The organism is Peptococcaceae bacterium 1198_IL3148 (assembly GCA_036763105.1).
Lineage (GTDB): Bacteria > Bacillota > Desulfotomaculia > Desulfotomaculales > Desulfohalotomaculaceae > JBAIYS01.
Genome location: JBAIYS010000005.1, coordinates 116,162 through 134,470, shown reverse-complemented (window position 1 = coordinate 134,470; position 18,309 = coordinate 116,162). Strand labels below are relative to the sequence as shown.

The window sequence follows — 18,309 nt, the reverse complement described above, 5'->3', positions numbered from 1 at the left end:
CTGGGTTTTTATGTTATAATTTGATGATGCGATGCAATAGTCTTTGTGGAGGTTTAACATGCAAAATATTTTAGAGAATTTAAACCCGCAACAGCGGGAAGCAGTGCAACATGTGGATGGCCCTCTGTTGGTGCTGGCCGGTGCTGGCAGTGGTAAAACTCGGGTTTTAACTCATAGAATTGGTTACCTGTTGCAACAGGGGGTATCCCCATGGCATATTTTGGCCATTACCTTTACCAATAAGGCAGCGGGAGAAATGAGAGAACGGGTGGAGGAAATGGTACCCTCGGAACAATCTCACGATATATGGGTTAGTACATTCCACTCTGCCTGTATGCGTATTTTGCGTCGAGAAATTCAAGCGCTCAATTACGATCGCAATTTTGTTATTTATGATGATTCAGACCAGCAGACAGTATTGAAGGATTGCCTGAAGGAACTGAATATTGACGATAAAAGATTTACTTCCCGGGGTATGTCTGCCGCCATATCTAACGCCAAAAACCAATTGATGTCGGCAGCAGAATTTGATGCCCAAGCCTTTGATTATTACGATCAAATGGTGGCTAAGGTGTACAAGCTGTACCAAGAAAAGTTGGAGCGCAACAACGCTTTGGACTTTGATGACTTATTGGTGCTGACGGTGCGGTTGTTCCAAAACCACCAGCATATTTTGACCTTTTATCAGGATAGATTTAAATATATTTTGGTGGACGAGTATCAAGATACCAACCGGGCCCAATATGTGTTGGTTAACCTACTGGCTCAACGCCATCGCAACCTTTGTGTGGTGGGTGATCCCAACCAATCCATTTATGGTTGGCGGGGGGCGGATATTTCCAACATCCTCAGTTTTGAGCGGGACTACCCCGAAGCTAAAGTTGTTAAACTGGAACAAAACTACCGCAGCACCCAGACTATTTTGGATGCTGCCAACGCGGTGATTAATCACAATGCCAGTGCCAAAAAGCTGGAATTGTTTACCGCTTTGGGTAGTGGTGAGCCCATTGTGATTAAAAATTGTGAAGATGAAAGGGATGAAGCCTTTTACATCACCCGCATGATTCGTCAAGGCATTGATAAGGGGCGCAATTATCAAGAATTTGCCATCCTTTATCGCACCCATGCCCAGTCCCGGGCGATAGAAGAAAGTTTGCTCACCGCCAATATACCCTATACCATCGTTGGTGGGTTAAAATTCTATGACCGCAAAGAAATTAAAGATTTGTTGGCATACCTGCGGTTGGCCGTTAACCCCCATGATTCTTACAGTTTGCAACGGATCATCAATGTGCCCAAACGGGGCATTGGCCCGGCGTCGGTCAGCAAAATTTTAGTCTGGGCAGAACAAAACCGATTGAACATGTTAGAAGCATTGAACAGATTTATTGAAATTCCTGGGCTGACGGCTAAGGTCAAGGTTGGTTGCCACAGTTTGGCCGAGCTTTACAACAATTTGAAACAGCAGCAGGAATTTTTGAGTGTCACCGAACTGGTGGAAGAAGTATTAAAGCAAAGTGGTTACCGGGATGAACTGGAGGCAGAGGATACGGTGGATGCCCGCACCAGGTTAGAGAACCTAAAGGAATTTATGACGGTGACCCAAGAGTATGATAAAAACAATGTGGACGGCAGCCTAGAGGACTTTTTGGCGGGTATTTCGCTGATGACTGATCAAGATAGATATCAAGGGGATTCCAACGTGGTTTCCTTAATGTCTTTACACACCGCCAAGGGTTTGGAATTTCCGGTGGTATTTTTGGCCGGTATGGAGGAAGGGGTTTTCCCCCACTCCCGATCACTGGACAGCGAAACCGAAATGGAAGAGGAACGTCGTTTGGCATATGTTGGCATTACCCGGGCCAAGGAGCAACTTTATCTCAGCAATTGCTGGTGTCGCACGCTGTTTGGCAGAAGGCAGACCAACGTTGCCTCTAGATTTATCAGCGAGATTCCAGAATACCTAGTGGCCCGCGACAATCCAGTTAAAAGTAACCGCACCACCATTATCGGTGCTAAAAGTGCCACCAAAGCTGATGGTACCAATAGAGTAATTGCCGATTACCAACTGGGGGATAAGGTTGTTCACAAAAAATGGGGTATGGGCGTAATCGTGTCTGTTAAAGGAACAGGAAAAGACGCCGAGCTAACGGTTACCTTCCCGAACCAAGGAATTAAGAAGTTGATCGCAGAATATGCACCGTTGGAAAAGGTTAATTAAACCATTTGGTAACGATTGGTACTGCCTCGACCTGGCAATAATATTAGTGGAGGTAGTTAATGTCTCGTTTGTTGTTGGCGGCAATACTAATTGCCTTTATTCACATGATTAATACGTTGATTTATTCCGTTAGACCGGCGGGGGTGCACACTAAGCGGTTAGCCATTGCCTACTCGCTTTTTAATGTGATCTCTCTGTTTGCCAGCACCGCTAACTTGGTGCTGGCACCCTTAATGTCATCCATAGTGGAACATGCCATTCAAAGATTCATTGCCGCCAACCCCGGTGCAGAGATGGCAACAATTGCGGAAACCGCCAACTATCAAGCGGAATTGGCCCTGCTCAATCAAGATTTTCGCTTGGTGATTGTGGCTGCCACGGTGGGTACACTGGTGGGGATTTTTTTGATACCGGCCTTTGTGCGCATATTTGTGCGGGGAATTATGTGGTTTGATGAGGTTAAGTCGGTGCCGAAAATGTTGACTATGCTGATCTTTTCGCCCAAAAGGGTGGTGGGGTTGCTGCGCAGCCTTAACATGCCGAAAAAGGACGTGGTGGAACGGGTACGGGATAGTAAAACTAAGTTGCCAGCCACATTTTTATGGCTTAACTTCATTGCCAACGGTATCTTTACCACCGGTGTGTTGTCGGCACTGTACGCCGGGGCGCTGTTTCCAGAATTTAGGGCCACCACCACAGTGTTGTCCGGAGTGGTAAATGGTTTTGCCACGTTGATGTTTGCCATGGTGGTTGATCCCACCGCAGCGATGATTACCGATCAGGCGTTGCGGGGCGAGCGGGATCAGTACGATGTTAAACAAATGTCCTTTTACCTGGCGGTCACCAGGCTGGGAGGAACAATTTTAGCCCAAGTTTTGTTTGTTCCGGCGGCTTGGATAATTCAGCATACCGCCATGTTTATTGCTCATCCGCCGTTTTAGTTTGATTTAAAAGGAGGTGCTCCTTGTTGACAGTTTCGGAAGATGTAAGGCAGCAGGTTGCCGATCTGCGCCGTGAGATTGAAGAACATAATTATCACTACTATGTTTTAGACAACCCTAAGATAACGGATGAAAAATATGATGCTTTAATGTGCCAATTGATCAAATTGGAGCAGCAGTATCCAGCACTGGTAACTCCAGATTCACCTTCCCAACGGGTAGGGGGGCAGGTGCAGCAGGGTTTTAAACCGGTTAAACACTTGCTACCGATGCTAAGCCTTGGGAACGCCTTTAGTGAGGAAGAACTGCATGACTTTGATCGCCGGGTTCGTTCCAGCCTAGGAGAAGAAGACCTGGAATATGTTGTGGAGTTAAAGATAGATGGTTTGGCCATTTCACTGATTTACCAAGATGGCTTATTGGTCAGAGGTGCCACCCGGGGTGATGGAGAAACCGGGGAGGACATTACTCAAAACCTAAAAACAGTGGGCAGTATACCACTGAAATTGCGGCAACCAGTCCCGCTGTTGGAAGTGCGGGGGGAGGCATATATGCCCAAAGATGCCTTTGTTAGACTGAATGCCCAGCGGGAAGAAACCGGGCAACAGCTTTTTGCCAATCCCCGCAATGCCGCAGCCGGTAGCCTTCGGCAGTTAGACTCTAAGATCACCGCCAGTCGCAAATTGAGTACCTTTATTTATGCCATCGGTCAAATGGAGGGGCAACAAATAACCAGCCATGCCCAGGGGTTACAATGGCTAAAGGAACTGGGTTTCCGCATTAACCCCAATATTAAAGTGTTTAATAATATGGCTCAGGTAATAGACTACATTCAAACTTGGCACGATAAACGGTTTGATTTACCCTATGCCATTGATGGCCTGGTGATTAAGGTTAACCAATTAAGTCAACAGCAAAGATTGGCCTTTACCGCCAAAAGTCCCCGTTGGGCCATTGCCTATAAGTTTCCGGCGGAAAAAGCCATCACCAAAATAGAAGACATTAAAATCAGCGTGGGGCGCACTGGCGTCTTAACCCCCACCGCCTACTTAACACCGGTGACGGTGGCAGGCAGTACCGTCAGCCGAGCGGTTTTACATAATGAAGATATCATCAAACAAAAGGATATTAAAATCGGTGATACTGTGGTGTTGCACAAAGCCGGCGATGTAATTCCAGAAATTGTGGAGGTGTTACCGGAGAAAAGGACCGGGGCTGAGCGGCAGTTTGTTTACCCAGACAAATGCCCTGAATGTGGTACCGCTGTCATCCGGGTGGACGGAGAGGTTGCCACCCGTTGCCCCAATCTAGGTTGTCCCGCCCGTAACCGCGAAGGAATTTTCCACTTTGTTTCCCGACCGGCAATGGATATAGAGGGTCTCGGGCCGGCGGTGGTAACCCAACTGCTGGCAAGCGGGCTAATTAAAGATGCTGCAGATTTGTATCGCTTAAAATATCAAGATATTATCAATTTAGAACGGTTTGGCCAAAAATCTGCCCAAAACTTGCTCAATGCCATCGAGAACAGTAAAAACCGGCCGTTGGGTCAATTGATATTTGCTTTGGGTATTCGCCATGTTGGTCAAACGGCGGCTAAAAAATTGGCCGATCATTTTAAGTCGCTGGTGGCCTTGTCCCAAGCCAGTGAGGAAGAGTTAGTTGCCATACCGGAAGTTGGCCCCAAAATGGCCCAAAGTATCGTCAATTGGTTTAGCCAACAAACCAATCAAAATTTAATTAAAAGATTAATTCAAGCAGGGATTAATACCCTTGGTGAAGAAACAACAATTTTAGACAATCAGCCATTAACAGGAAAAACCTTTGTGTTAACGGGTACGCTGGTAAGCTTTTCCCGGCAACAGGCCCAAGCAGCGATAGAAAGATTGGGCGGTAAGGTCACTTCCAGTGTTAGCAAAAAGACTGACTACGTTGTGGTTGGTGAAAACCCGGGTTCTAAACAAGAAAAGGCCCAAAAATTGGGCGTATCAATACTTGCTGAAGAAGACTTTAAAAAACTTCTCAAGCAATAATTAATAAGCAATTATTAGCTATTTAAGGAGGGCTATGTAGTGAGCGAAAAAATTTCAATTATTGTTTTTAGCGGTAATGTGCCGGTATTTACCGGTGGTTGAGGTGTAAATAATAGAACCAGTTGTGGTTCTTCAGACCCCAGGGCAGACTTTGAAGACTTTGCCAGTGATGTTAAAGCTATGTATGGTGACACTGTCACCCTGAGCTATGTAGATATTATGAATGATAGTTTGGATGAATATCCACAAGTGCAAGAAATTATGGGTAGATTTACCCCTCCTTTGACTGTCATCAATGGTGAACCACGCTTTCACGGTGGCTTATCGGTGCAAATGATTTCCGAATACATCGATGAGATGAAAAACAAGCAACACAACTAAAATATAAATTGCTAAACCCCTGGTATTCCAGGGGTTTACTATTAATGGGTGCCAACTTGCGCAAGGATTATAAACTTTGGTATAATATTGGCAGTTTTTGATAATTACCACGCAATCAACGCTTTTTGTACAATAGAAAGAAGGTGCTTTTAAATTGATTAGTAAGAAAGATGTCGAGCATGTTGCTTTGTTAGCCCGGTTAGAGCTGAGCGAAGAGCAAAAGGACATTTATACCAAGCAGTTAAATGATATTTTAGAACACGCCAGCGCTCTACAAGAATTGGACACAGAAAATGTACCTCCCACTGCCCATGTGCTGCCTATCGAAAATGTCTTTAGAGAAGATAAAGTAGGCGATCACCTGCCTAATGACAAGGCCACTGCCATTGCGCCGGATTCAGAGGGCAACTTTATAAAAGTACCGAAAATACTGTAATGCTAAGCCGGTATAACCGGCGTTTTTCTACACTATCAAATGACATAAGAATTAAGGATGATAGTATAAGAAAAACTAAGGCATTTGCCAGAAAACATGGCAAATACCAAGTTTTTCTAAGGAGGAATGGATAAGTATGTCTCTTAATCAGATGACCGCCCATCAACTGCACCAATTGATGGTGAACAAAGAAGTTAGTGCAGAGGAAATTACCACTGCAGTGTATAAACGGATTGATGCTGTGGAAGAAAAAGTTAAATCTTTTATCACCCTAACTAAGGAACAGGCATTAGAAACCGCCCGTAACGTGGACAAGCAGATCGCAGCCGGAGAAAAATTATCTCCATTGGCGGGTATTCCAGTGGCGGTTAAGGATAACATTTGTATCACCGGTGTGTCCACAACCTGTGCATCTAAAATGCTTGCTGATTATGTACCACCCTTTGACGCCACAGTAATAGAAAAACTAAATGCCGTTGGCGCGGTAATGGTTGGCAAGACCAATATGGACGAATTTGCCATGGGCTCTTCCACTGAAACTTCGACCATGCATACCACCTATAACCCTTGGGATACCGACAGAGTACCCGGGGGCTCCAGTGGCGGCTCGGCCGCTGCGGTGGCCGCTGACCAGTGTATAGTGGCATTGGGTACCGATACCGGTGGTTCCATTAGACAACCGGCGGCCTTTTGTGGTGTGGTGGGCATAAAACCCACCTATGGCGCGGTATCCCGCTATGGAGCAGTGCCCTATGCTTCTTCTTTAGATCAAATTGGCCCCTTGACCAAGGATGTTACCGATGGTGCCCTAATGCTCAATGCCATTTGTGGTCATGACCATAGGGATTCAACATCTGCCCAATATGATGTGCCGGATTACACCAAGTACTTAGAAAATAATGTGCAAGGTTTAAAAATTGGTATTCCTAAGGAGTATATGGCTGCAGGTTTAGGTGCCAATGTGCGCCAAGTAATTGAAGGCGCGGTGGCTACCCTAGCTAACTTAGGAGCGGAAGTGGAAGAAGTCAGCTTACCCCATATTAAATATGCTTTGCCAGCCTATTACCTCATTGCTACCGCTGAAGCCAGCTCAAATCTGGCACGTTTCGATGGGGTAGGCTTTGGTTATCGGGACACAGACGCCGATGACATTTTACAAATGTTTATCAAAAGTCGCAGTGAGGGCTTTGGTGAAGAAGTAAAACGGCGGATTATGTTGGGAACCTATGCTCTATCTGCCGGTTTTTATGACGCTTATTACCTCAAGGCTTTAAAAGTGCGCACTTTAATTAAGCAGGATTTTGATCAAGTCTTTGAAAAGTATGACTTAATATTGTCACCTACCACTCCCACACCGGCCTTTAAAGTTGGTGAAAATATCGATGATCCAATAAAGATGTATCTACAGGATATCTTTACATCATCTGTAAACTTGGCTGGAGTACCAAGTATCTGTCTGCCCTGTGGCTTTGTGGACGGGTTGCCCGTTGGCATGCAATTAATCGGCAAACCCTTTGGTGAAGGTACCATGTTGCGGGCGGCCTATACCTTTGAACAAAATACTGAATTTCACCGGCAGCGCCCGGCGCTATAAAGGAGGTAACAGTGGTGACAAAGTGGGAAGCTGTTATTGGTTTAGAAGTACATGTGGAGTTAAAAACCAACACCAAGATTTTTTGTAATTGTTCCACCGAATTTGGGGGTGATCCCAACACCCATGTTTGTCCAGTCTGTTTGGGACTACCTGGTACACTACCGGTTCTAAATAAAAAAGTGGTGGAATATGCTGTCAAAGCAGGTTTGGCCCTAAATTGTGAGATCGCTTCTTATTCTAAGTTTGATCGTAAAAACTATTATTACCCTGACTTGCCTAAAAACTATCAGGTATCTCAGTTTGACTTACCAATAGCTAAAGGCGGGTATTTAGATATTGAGGTTGGTGGAGAAACCAAACGCATTGGCATTCACCATATGCACATGGAAGAAGATGCAGGCAAGCTGGTACACCAAGGCACAATCATGGCTAGCCCTTATACACTGGTGGACTATAACCGCGGTGGCATGCCCTTGGTGGAAATTGTGTCCGAGCCAGACATGCGTTCCGCTGAGGAAGCCAGGGCTTATGTTGAAAAATTGCGGTCTGTAATACAATATACTGGTGTATCCGATTGTAAAATGCAAGAAGGTTCGCTGCGTTGTGATGCCAACGTCTCTGTGAGGCCAGTTGGCACAACTAAGCTAGGCACTAAAACAGAGATAAAGAATATGAACTCCTTTAAAGCCTTACAAAGGGCAGTGGAATATGAAATTGAGCGGCAAATTGAAGTACTTGAAGACGGGGGCAAAATTGTGCAAGAAACCCGCACCTGGGATGAAGCAAAAGGCATTACCATTTCAATGCGCAGTAAAGAAGAGGCCCAGGATTATCGCTACTTCCCAGACCCGGACTTGGTGCCGGTGGTGATAGATGAACAGTGGGTTAAAGAGCTTAGAGATGGCCTGCCGGAATTGCCGGACAGTCGTAAGGCCCGTTATGTAGAGCAATACAGTCTGCCTGCATACGACGCTTCGGTGCTTACCGCCATCAAGGAAATGTCTGATTTCTTTGAAGAAGTGCTGGATTATTTTCCACAGCCAAAAGTGGTTAGCAACTGGATTATGGGTGATCTGTCCGGATTGTTGAATGCTAACCAGCAGGAACTTACCGATAGTCCCATCACAGCAAAACAATTTGCTGAACTGTTAAAACTAATTGACCAAGGGACCATCAGTGGTAAAATTGCTAAAACAGTGTTAGAAGAAATGGTGGCCACCGGCAAAGAACCGGCTACCATTGTTAAGGAAAAGGGATTGGTACAAATATCCGACGAAGGTGAGCTAACCAAAATCATTGAAGAAATCATCGCCAATAACCCCAAGTCGGTGGAGGATTACCGCAATGGTAAAACCGCGGCCATTGGTTTCTTGGTGGGACAAACCATGAAAGCCACCAAGGGCAAAGCAAACCCAGGTTTGGTAAATAAACTGTTGAAAGAAAAGTTGCAATAGCATATCATATATCGCAAAGATAATTTGTGAACATTTACGGAGGAAAGCATGATTACAGCTTCCAGGGAAATATTTTATAACGTAATGATGGGAGAGTGGAAAGGGCTTAACGTCAAACTGGTGCATATATCAAGTGATGCTGAAGCTAATTCCAAAGTGTTTAGGCTGGACAACTTTGTCTTTGACGAAGTGGAAGCCTGTGAAAATTGTCAGGCTCCGGCATCCCAATGTGACGCCTGTGATGGATTTATAGAAATATTGGCGCTGGTGGGTACAATAACCATTAACAAACGAAAAATTGAAGACGGTTTTGTCATTCCTTTGCTGGGAGATGTGATTTTTGACCTCCGGGAAGGACTACTATCCATTCTTACTGATACAGATGTGGTGGTGATCAGCAGGGCCGGCGAAAATATTGATCACAAAATAACTGGCACCATCACCAACAAAAAGGGCAATAGAGTTAACAGACGCTTATATTTGATGACCGAAAGTAAGGTAAAAAGAGTGGCAGTAACGGCGCTGCAGGACGGTCGTTTGTTCCCTGATTTAGCAGGCAAAAAAGCAATTGTTGCGGACATTAACTATGTACATGAGAACAAGTCACCGATCTATTTAGATTCGTTGCGGTTATATTACGTTTATTTTGATGAAAATGGTAAAGTCAATGAAGAGTTGACTTTTCCCCGTCGCAACCAACCTCAGGACGATGTGGATCAAAATCAATACAATGATAAAGTTGTGGCCATTGGTCGGCGTGATAAACAGCCGGAACTATCTAAAAAACAAAAGGAATTAGTAAAAGAACGGTTGCTAAAAGATTTTGGTGAAGAAGTATGGAGTAATACTCCGATGCGGGTGAAAGCCTTGTTAGAATAGCCTTCCTTTAATGGAAGGCTTATTTTTTATCAAATACCTACAAATGCTGTTTGCAGTTGGGTTTTTAAACATTTGACTGGTTAAATAGTTGCACAATTATACAGATGTTAATTACAAAAAGTTGTACAGGTGCAAGAGGAAGTAAAAGAAAGAAAAGATATGGTAATAAAAACCTAATTAAAATAAAACGTTGCTCAGGGCTAAAAATAAATGTATACAGTATAAAAATGCTGGTTTACTTTAAATCACTAGTTGGTTGTGATATTATACAATCTAAAGTTGTTCAAGTTTATGTTTTATATTATTTAATAGACGATGCAACAAAATTTAGGAGGTGCTTTTAAGATGGAACAAAGGAAGATACATATAGTGGATACTACCTTGCGAGACGGAGAGCAAACCGCCGGTGTGGTTTTTGCTAACCGCGAAAAGATCCGGATCGCTAGATTTTTGGATGAACTGGGTGTGGACCAAATTGAGGCTGGTATTCCAACTATGGAAGGGGATGAGCAGGAAGCAATCAAGGCCATCTGCAAATCTGGTTTAAAGGCCAGCATTATGGGGTGGAACCGTCCGGTAATTAAAGACATCGAAGCATCCCTGGAATGTGGCGTCGATGCGGTGGCAATTTCCATCTCCACTTCGGATATTCACATGAAATATAAGCTAAACAAAAGTAGAGAATGGGTATTGGAAAACATGGCCCGGGCGGTGGAATTTGCTAAGAAGAATGGTTTATATGTATCCGCCAATGCTGAAGATGCTTCCCGCAGCGATATCGACTTTTTGATTCAATATGCCAAAGTGGCCAAAGAGGCTGGAGCTGATCGGCTGCGCTATTGTGATACCGTGGGTATTCTGGACCCCTTTACCACCTTTGACAACATCACTAAAATTCGGCAAGCGGTGGATATAGATATTGAAATGCACACCCACGACGACTTTGGAATGGCCACCGCCAACGCACTGGCCGGAGTTAAAGCTGGGGCTGACTATGTGGGCGTTACGGTATTAGGCCTGGGAGAACGGGCTGGTAACTCGCCTTTAGAAGAAGTGGTCATGGCTTTGAAACACCTATTTAAAATCGACCTTGGTTTTAAAACCGATATGTTTGTAGAGGTTGCTGATTATGTTTCCCGGGCCTCCGGCCGGGAGTTGCCCGCTTGGAAAGCCATTGTTGGTTCCAACATGTTTTCCCATGAATCCGGCATCCATGCTGATGGTGCACTAAAGAACCCTAAGACATACGAAGCCTTCCAGCCGGAAGAGGTTGGTTTGGAGCGGCAGATCGTAGTTGGCAAGCACTCCGGAACGGCGGCATTGAGGGCGAAATTTGCTGAATATGGCATTGTATTAAGCCGTCATGAATCCGAACAATTATTGCCAAAAGTAAGGGCGGCGGCGGTTTCACTAAAACGAACATTATTCGATAAAGAATTAATGTATATTTATGAAGACTATTTCGGTCCAACCCACGGACATCATGGAAAGAGGGATTAATATGGGTCAGACGATTATAGAAAAAATTCTATCCAGCCACTGTGGTCAAACTGCACATGCTGGCGATATTGTAGTGGCAAATGTAGATTTGGTGATGGGCCAAGACGGCACATCACCGCTGGCCATCCGAGCCTTTAATGATATGAACGGTAAAGAGGTGTTTGACCCCAGTAAGGTGGCGATGGTGATTGATCATAGTTCCCCTAGCCCTAACGAAGGGGTTTCGGCGCTGCACAAACTGATGCGTGAGTTTGCTAAAGCAAAGAAATTTAAGTTTTATGACATTGGCGAGGGCGTTTGTCACCAACTGATGCCGGAAAGCGGCAAGGTGGGCCCAGGGAAATTAGTGATCGGTGCTGATTCTCACACCTGTACCTACGGGGCGTTGAATGCCTTTTCCACCGGAGTGGGGTCAACGGACTTAGCTGGCGGATTGGTTTCTGGCAAGATGTGGTTTAAAGTGCCGGAAACCATTAAATTTGTTTGCCATGGTACACTGCCGGCAGGGGTATACGCCAAAGACTTAATTTTGTTCTTAATTGGGGATGTTACCGCCGATGGTGCCACCTATAAAGCGGCTGAGTACACCGGCCAGGCCATATCAGCATTATCGGTGGATGCCCGTATGACCATATCGAACATGGCCATTGAAATGGGCGCTAAGGCCGGTATGATGGAAGCCGATGAAAAGACGTTGGCTTGGTTAAAGCAATTTACCGATGAAGAATTTACCCCGGTTGCAGCCGATGCCGATGCTGTCTATGCCGACATTAAAGAATATGATGTATCTAACCTAGAGCCCCAGATTGCCATGCCCCACCGAGTGGACAATGTCACCGGCATTAGTAATCTGTTAGGTACCCCTATCCAGCAAGCAGTCATAGGCACCTGTACCAATGGTCGGTTGGAGGATTTGCGCATAGCGGCCTCCATACTTAAAGACAAAACCATTAACCCCGATGTCAGATTAATCGTGGCCCCGGCTTCCAAGAAAATTTATTTAGAGGCCATGGCCGAGGGGATTATCCAAACTTTAGTCAGAGCCGGTGCGGCGGTGGTAACTCCCGGTTGTGGTCCCTGTGTGGGCACCCATAACGGCGTACCATCAGACGGTGAGAACGTTATATCCACCGCCAACCGCAACTTTAAAGGACGAATGGGTAATGGTAATGCCCACATCTACTTAGGTTCACCGGCCACAGTGGCGGCATCTGCCCTTTATGGTCAGATTACCGACCCCAGAGAACTACTCTAAATTGAATTAAAAGCAGGTGAAAACATGAAATTAACAGGCAACGTGCATAAATTTAACCAAGACGACATCAATACCGATTACATTATTTCTGGTAAATATAAATTTAAAACCCTGGATATGAAGGAATTGGCCAAACACGTGATGGAAGACTTAGATCCGGATTTTTACTGCAAAGTAACTGCCGGTGACTTTATCGTGGCTGGCAACAATTTTGGCTGTGGTTCTTCTCGAGAACAGGCGCCGCTGGCCATTATCAATGCTGACATCGCAGCGGTATTAGCTAAATCCTTTGCCCGCATTTTTTATCGCAACGCCATCAATACCGGTTTGCCGGTGGTGGAATGTGATACCGATTTAATCGACCAAGGCGATCAATTGGAAGTGGATTTGACCGCCGGGGTGGTTAAAAACCTCACTAAAGGAATTGAAATTGCAGCGAAACCACTGCCGGATGTGATGATCAAAATTCTTAATGACGGCGGTTTGGCAGCTCATTTTAGAAAATACGGCGATTTTAACCTGTAAAACTTTGGAGTGATTACTTTGACACACAATGTGACGCTGATTCCCGGTGACGGGATCGGACCGGAAATTACTGCGGCGGTTCGGCAAATCATCGATGCCACCGGAGTTGATATCAACTGGGAAGTGGTGGAGGCCGGGGCGGCAGTAATTGAATTACATGGTACCCCATTGCCCCAATATGTGTTGGATTCCATTCGCAAAAATAAAGTTGCTCTCAAAGGGCCGGTGACCACTCCGGTGGGGGGCGGTTTTCGCAGTGTTAATGTAACATTGCGCAAAGAACTAAACCTGTATGCTAACCTGAGACCGGTTAAATCATTGCCGGGCATCACCAGCCGTTACGATAACGTTGATTTGGTGGTGGTGAGGGAAAACACCGAAGATTTATATGTGGGCATCGAACATATGGTGGGCGATAACGCCGCCGAGAGCATTAAAATCATTACCCGGGAAGCTTCGGAACGGATTGTCCAATTTGCTTTTGACTATGCCGTTAAAAACCATCGACAAAAGGTAACGGCGGTACATAAAGCCAATATAATGAAATTATCAGATGGTTTATTTCTACAGGCGGCCCGCAAGGTAGCCGCTGAATACCCTGAGATAAAGTACCAAGAGGTAATCGTCGATGCCATGAGTATGAAGTTGGTACAAAACCCCCAGCATTATGATGTGTTGGTGATGCCTAACCTGTACGGTGATATTTTGTCTGATCTGTGTGCCGGTCTGGTGGGTGGCCTGGGGGTTGCTCCCGGTGCCAATATTGGTGACCGCTATGCGGTGTTTGAAGCAGTCCATGGCAGTGCTCCGGATATCGCCGGTCAAAATAAAGCCAATCCGCTGGCCTTAGTATTGTCGGGCATCCAAATGCTACAACACTTGGGAGAAACTGCAGCTGCAGATAAAATTGCTCTGGCGGTGGAAAAGGTGCTAACAGCCGGGATTGATGTCACCGCCGATTTGGGCGGTAACGCCACCACCAGTCAAATGGCAGCTGCCATCATTAAAATGCTGTAGCAAAGGCTAATTACCATTATTTCCAAACTGTTAAACTGTCACTTTTTTGTCTCTACTGCAATAATCTGTAAGAACAGAGATTTTGTTTTTCCCAATAAGGGCGGGAAAACAGAAACAGTTTGGAGGAGATGGCCGTGACGGAAAACAACAGGTTTTCCCATCAACAATTAGAGGACACAGCGGAACTAGACGACCTAGAATTAGAGAACTTTGAGCAAACCCAATCAGAGTTTGTCACATATCCTGACGGTAGCGAACTTGAATTTGACGATCTAGTGGAGCTAGAAAATGATTTGACAGTTGAAATAGAAGACTTAGATGATTATGAACTGGAAGAAGATATCGGTGATGAAGATTTTGATGATGATTTGGAACAATTTGCAGAGGATCTAGTGAACTTAGATTTTGACGACTCAGAGGATCAGCTAGACCTGGATGATTTGGAAGGTCTGGAAGATTTAGAGGATCAAGAGCGTGAAGAAGATCAGGATAATCGAGATGACTATCAAGAGGAACATGACGATTTAGAGGAACTACAACAACAGGCCAAAGCCAAGGCTGAACAGCGCAGCAAAGAAATGGCTGAAGCCAGGGAAACACTGGAAGGCATATCAAAATTACTGGATATGTTAATCAAAGATGACGATCATGCTGTGAAGGCCAAAAATGCTAATCAAGAATCCTTTAGGCAATCAGACAGAGAACATGAACATAGGCATGAGTATAGAAATCAAGGGGATAGAAAAAAAGTAGAACCAAAACCAATTGACAACAGACAATTGATTGATGCTGAATTTAAAGAGATAGCACAGACAACAGATCACTTAGATAGAATGTTGTTTCAAAAAAAAGAACAAGTAATGGCAGATCAGTATGTTTCAGATTTGTTCGAAGATCGAGACTGGGATTTGGTGTTAGATGATGATTTGTTGCTGGAAAGGGCAGAAACAATTTTAAATTCAATTGACCACAATAATGAAGTACTGGCTAAAACCCAAGGGGTAGAGAAAAAGTCCCTCAGTACGCTGGCCACAGCTTTGTTAGCTGGCGGTGGTGTGTTAGTTTTTGGTTTGGCTACTGCCGGTGTGGTGACGTTGGTTAGAAGTCGTAGTAAAAAGTCAAAGGATAACTCTGATTATAATTCTGGTTACAACTATAATTCCAGTTATACTCCGATTACCGAACCGGTGGTGCAAATTAAGCCGGCCGCAGCTCCAGAGCCTAAACCAGAACCGGTTGCACCAACATTAGTTGCACCGGAACCAGTGGAGCCACTGCAGCAAGATAATCTATATCGCAGTATGCCACAGCAGCACCGGTACCCACCGGTAAGGCCATTTTGGGGCATGATGCCACCACCCCCACACCCAGATGATGATAAAAGAATGGCCCTTTAAATCAACATTAAACAGAACAGCCTTGCGTTACGACGCAAGGCTGTTTTAATCTAGGGCAGTGATTAACTCAACAAATAGGTCATTGTTGGGTGTTTTTTCAAGTTGTTCCAAGGCGCTGTCTAACATGGCATACCCTTGGGAATGGCATCCTTGGGCAATTAAATGTTTTCCTTGCCCGATTAGCAATTTAACAATCCGATGGATTAAATCTTTTGGTTTGGTATCGGCAATGCCCTCCAATGACAAGTAATGCTTGGGGGGTGGGCCGATGGCAATACACTGATTCAGCGTTGTCAGGGCATTTTGATAATCAGCCAGTTGGAAGTAAAGAACGCCCCTTAAATAGATCAGGTCGGTATAATCTGGATAAACCTTTAAGTAGTCATCAATTAATTGTAATCCATCCTGCTGGCGATTGAGGTGCATGTAACAATGTACAATATTTCTAATCATTGCCGCAGTGTAAGGATCATCGGTGCCGCTTTTGTTAAGCGATAATCTGTAATGTTCTAAAGCCCTTTGGTGGTCACCGATCCGCTGATATTCAACACCAAGATAAAAGTTAATAAATCCTGCATCCCCATACTCTTGACGGGCCCTTTGCAACAGCGTAATATTTCTCTGGGATTTATTTTTAGCCTCCACTTCACTATTCTCATAGCCGTAATGGTACACTGTAACATTGGCCCGGCCAATTCTTTCGGCGGTGGCCTGTTTAATCACCGAGGGTAGTATTTGTTCATGGATGGGACATTCAAAACGGAACTTAGGGTTGTTTCGAAACAACCGAAAGGATAAAAAGTTATTGCTGGGTCGGTTATTATAGATATTAACAAAGTTTAACCAATAACCATCGTAATTGTCATCGTAAATTACCCTTCTTAATTCAGCGCCGCTGTCAGCATCCAGTTCTTCGTCGCAGTCCAAAAACAAAATCCAATCTCCGCTGGCAAATTGTAATGAATAATTTCTGGCTTGACTAAAGTCATGCTGCCAGGCAAATTGATATGTTTCTGCCCCCAACTGTTTAGCTATTTGAATAGTGTTATCTGTGGAACCGGTATCCACTACTACAATTTGATCAACATAGGGTTGAACACTGTTAAGGCATCGGCCGATGATATGAGCTTCGTCTTTGGCAATCATACAAAGACTAATGGAGTTTGCCATTTCAATCTCCCTTCATGTACTGGGGTGTTTATCCACTTCCCTGAGCATTTGTTTCAACACCGATAATTGCGCCTGATCGGGTTTTATTCTGAGGCCACACAATTGCCAACCGATGGCTTTGTTTAGTTCTCCCTGGGATTGATAAATCTCTGCCAGTCGGAAACAGGGTAGAAAACTGCCCACCCCGGTTTGGGAAGTATACCTCCCACCGGGGTTTTCCCCCAACGCCAAGCATTTCTCATAGCAATTAACACTTTCGGTCATCATGCCCAGAGCCTGGTATACTTCTCCGGCTAAGAAATAAATATCTACATAATGGGGGAAATGTGTTTGGCAAAGATCAATATATGTGAGTGTTTCTTCTATTCGCCCTAGTTTTAGCAGACAGGATATATAGGCGATAAAGACACTGGGGGCATAATTGTCGCTCAGATTTAGATGTTGTAAAGCCTGGCGGTAGTTATCTACTGCCCCAGTGAGGTCGTTTAAGTTACAACAGGCGTTACCCAGGTTATATAAGTAAAAAGCATTTTCTGGCTCTGCAGCCACCATTTGTATATTAATGCGATAATTGCGCTGGGCTTTGTTTTTGGTTACCCATGTGCTGGCCAAGTAGCCATAGTGATTGATGGTGAGGCCCGAGTTGTAGAGCACCATTCCGTCGGTTATCTGTTCATGCAATTTGCCTTTAAATCTATACTGAGGTTTGTTTCTAAACATCCTGACGCTAATGTGTTTTATGGGTTCACCTTGGTCGGTAAAATTATTGATGGTAAAATAATAACCGTCGGCGTCATCCACTTCAGTCAGCGCTTTCAAATGCTGGCAACAGCCATATGCCAGCTCTTCATCGGCATCTAGGTAAATAATCCAGTGGCCGCTGGCTTGGTCAAGGCTGAAATTGCGGGCTGCCCCAAAGTCATCCTGCCACTGATAATAAAAAACCTTAGCGCCAAATTGTTTGGCAATTTTTACGGTATCGTCACTGGACCCGGTGTCCACAACAATAATTTCGTCCACACAGCCCTGGGCACTTTGCAAACACCGAACCAAGCAGTGGGCTTCATTTTTGACAATCATGCACAATGAAATCACATTATCCCCCCATACAGTTTCATATCACACTATATGTAATTGCCAGCAGCTTAGTGAATATGTAGGAAATTAATAATATCAAAAGCCGGCCACTGGGGTGCCGGCTTTTACTGCATATTATGCTGCTATACTACAAATTGCTCTCAGCGGTATTAATACCCGATGGTGTCTTTGTTCTTCGACGTCAGGCAGTAAAATTTGTACCCTGACGAGTGATTCTGGGTTGCGTTCCACCAGCTCAATAAAATCCACACCGGTAAGGTTTAGTACTCCGGTGGCTTTAATTACCGCATCACCACAACTGTAGATAACCGATACTAGCTGGTCTTGATAGTCGCTTAGGTCTAATTGGTCCACCAATCTTCTGGTCAAGTTTAGCATGTTTCAACCCCCTGAATTTTATATTTCTAGATA

At 44.8% G+C, this 18,309-nt stretch carries 16 protein-coding genes; 13 read left to right on the top strand and 3 right to left on the bottom strand.

The window, feature by feature from the left end; all coding sequences use genetic code 11:
• Positions 1-58: 58 nt before the first annotated feature.
• The 13 genes from pcrA to V6C27_06760 all read left to right on the top strand — a co-directional run bounded on the left by pcrA (position 59) and on the right by V6C27_06760 (position 15,630).
• The gene (pcrA, locus tag V6C27_06820) at positions 59-2,221 is read left to right on the top strand and encodes a DNA helicase PcrA (protein ID MEG6616140.1); all 2,163 of its coding nucleotides are present in this window, start codon (positions 59-61) and stop codon (positions 2,219-2,221) included.
• 59 nt (positions 2,222-2,280) lie between these two features.
• The gene (locus tag V6C27_06815; protein ID MEG6616139.1) at positions 2,281-3,162 is read left to right on the top strand and encodes a lipid II flippase Amj family protein; all 882 of its coding nucleotides are present in this window, start codon (positions 2,281-2,283) and stop codon (positions 3,160-3,162) included.
• 23 nt (positions 3,163-3,185) lie between these two features.
• Positions 3,186-5,192, top strand: coding sequence for an NAD-dependent DNA ligase LigA (ligA, locus tag V6C27_06810; protein ID MEG6616138.1), 2,007 nt, complete (start codon positions 3,186-3,188; stop codon positions 5,190-5,192).
• Positions 5,193-5,372: 180 nt separating this feature from the next.
• Positions 5,373-5,573, top strand: a complete 201-nt coding sequence (locus V6C27_06805; protein ID MEG6616137.1) for a hypothetical protein — start codon at positions 5,373-5,375, stop codon at positions 5,571-5,573.
• Positions 5,574-5,727: 154 nt separating this feature from the next.
• The gene (gene gatC / locus V6C27_06800; protein MEG6616136.1) at positions 5,728-6,009 is read left to right on the top strand and encodes an Asp-tRNA(Asn)/Glu-tRNA(Gln) amidotransferase subunit GatC; all 282 of its coding nucleotides are present in this window, start codon (positions 5,728-5,730) and stop codon (positions 6,007-6,009) included.
• A gap of 136 nt (positions 6,010-6,145) precedes the next feature.
• Entirely contained in the window at positions 6,146-7,603 is a 1,458-nt protein-coding gene (gatA, locus tag V6C27_06795; GenBank protein ID MEG6616135.1) for an Asp-tRNA(Asn)/Glu-tRNA(Gln) amidotransferase subunit GatA, read from the top strand.
• Between the two features lie 14 nt (positions 7,604-7,617).
• On the top strand, positions 7,618-9,057 hold the full coding sequence (gatB, locus tag V6C27_06790; GenBank protein MEG6616134.1) for an Asp-tRNA(Asn)/Glu-tRNA(Gln) amidotransferase subunit GatB: 1,440 nt from the start codon (positions 7,618-7,620) through the stop codon (positions 9,055-9,057).
• A 48-nt stretch (positions 9,058-9,105) separates the two neighbouring features.
• Positions 9,106-9,936, top strand: coding sequence for a hypothetical protein (locus tag V6C27_06785; GenBank protein MEG6616133.1), 831 nt, complete (start codon positions 9,106-9,108; stop codon positions 9,934-9,936).
• A gap of 345 nt (positions 9,937-10,281) precedes the next feature.
• Positions 10,282-11,436: a homocitrate synthase gene (nifV, locus tag V6C27_06780; protein ID MEG6616132.1), complete on the top strand. Its 1,155-nt coding sequence runs from the start codon at positions 10,282-10,284 to the stop codon at positions 11,434-11,436.
• A 1-nt stretch (position 11,437) separates the two neighbouring features.
• Positions 11,438-12,691, top strand: a complete 1,254-nt coding sequence (locus V6C27_06775; GenBank protein ID MEG6616131.1) for a 3-isopropylmalate dehydratase large subunit — start codon at positions 11,438-11,440, stop codon at positions 12,689-12,691.
• 24 nt (positions 12,692-12,715) lie between these two features.
• On the top strand, positions 12,716-13,216 hold the full coding sequence (locus V6C27_06770; protein ID MEG6616130.1) for a 3-isopropylmalate dehydratase small subunit: 501 nt from the start codon (positions 12,716-12,718) through the stop codon (positions 13,214-13,216).
• 18 nt (positions 13,217-13,234) lie between these two features.
• Entirely contained in the window at positions 13,235-14,233 is a 999-nt protein-coding gene (locus V6C27_06765) for an isocitrate dehydrogenase (NAD(+)) (GenBank protein MEG6616129.1), read from the top strand.
• 134 nt (positions 14,234-14,367) lie between these two features.
• Positions 14,368-15,630, top strand: a complete 1,263-nt coding sequence (locus V6C27_06760; GenBank protein MEG6616128.1) for a hypothetical protein — start codon at positions 14,368-14,370, stop codon at positions 15,628-15,630.
• Between the two features lie 45 nt (positions 15,631-15,675).
• Here the strand turns inward: V6C27_06760 and V6C27_06755 are convergent, their stop codons facing one another.
• The 3 genes from V6C27_06755 to V6C27_06745 form a co-directional block, all read right to left on the bottom strand.
• On the bottom strand, positions 15,676-16,800 hold the full coding sequence (locus V6C27_06755) for a glycosyltransferase (protein ID MEG6616127.1): 1,125 nt from the start codon (positions 16,798-16,800) through the stop codon (positions 15,676-15,678).
• A gap of 12 nt (positions 16,801-16,812) precedes the next feature.
• A complete protein-coding gene (locus V6C27_06750) occupies positions 16,813-17,895 on the bottom strand; it encodes a glycosyltransferase (GenBank protein MEG6616126.1) in 1,083 nt (360 codons plus the stop codon).
• A gap of 117 nt (positions 17,896-18,012) precedes the next feature.
• Complete coding sequence (locus V6C27_06745) at positions 18,013-18,276, bottom strand: hypothetical protein (GenBank protein ID MEG6616125.1); 264 nt, start codon at positions 18,274-18,276, stop codon at positions 18,013-18,015.
• Positions 18,277-18,309: the final 33 nt, after the last annotated feature.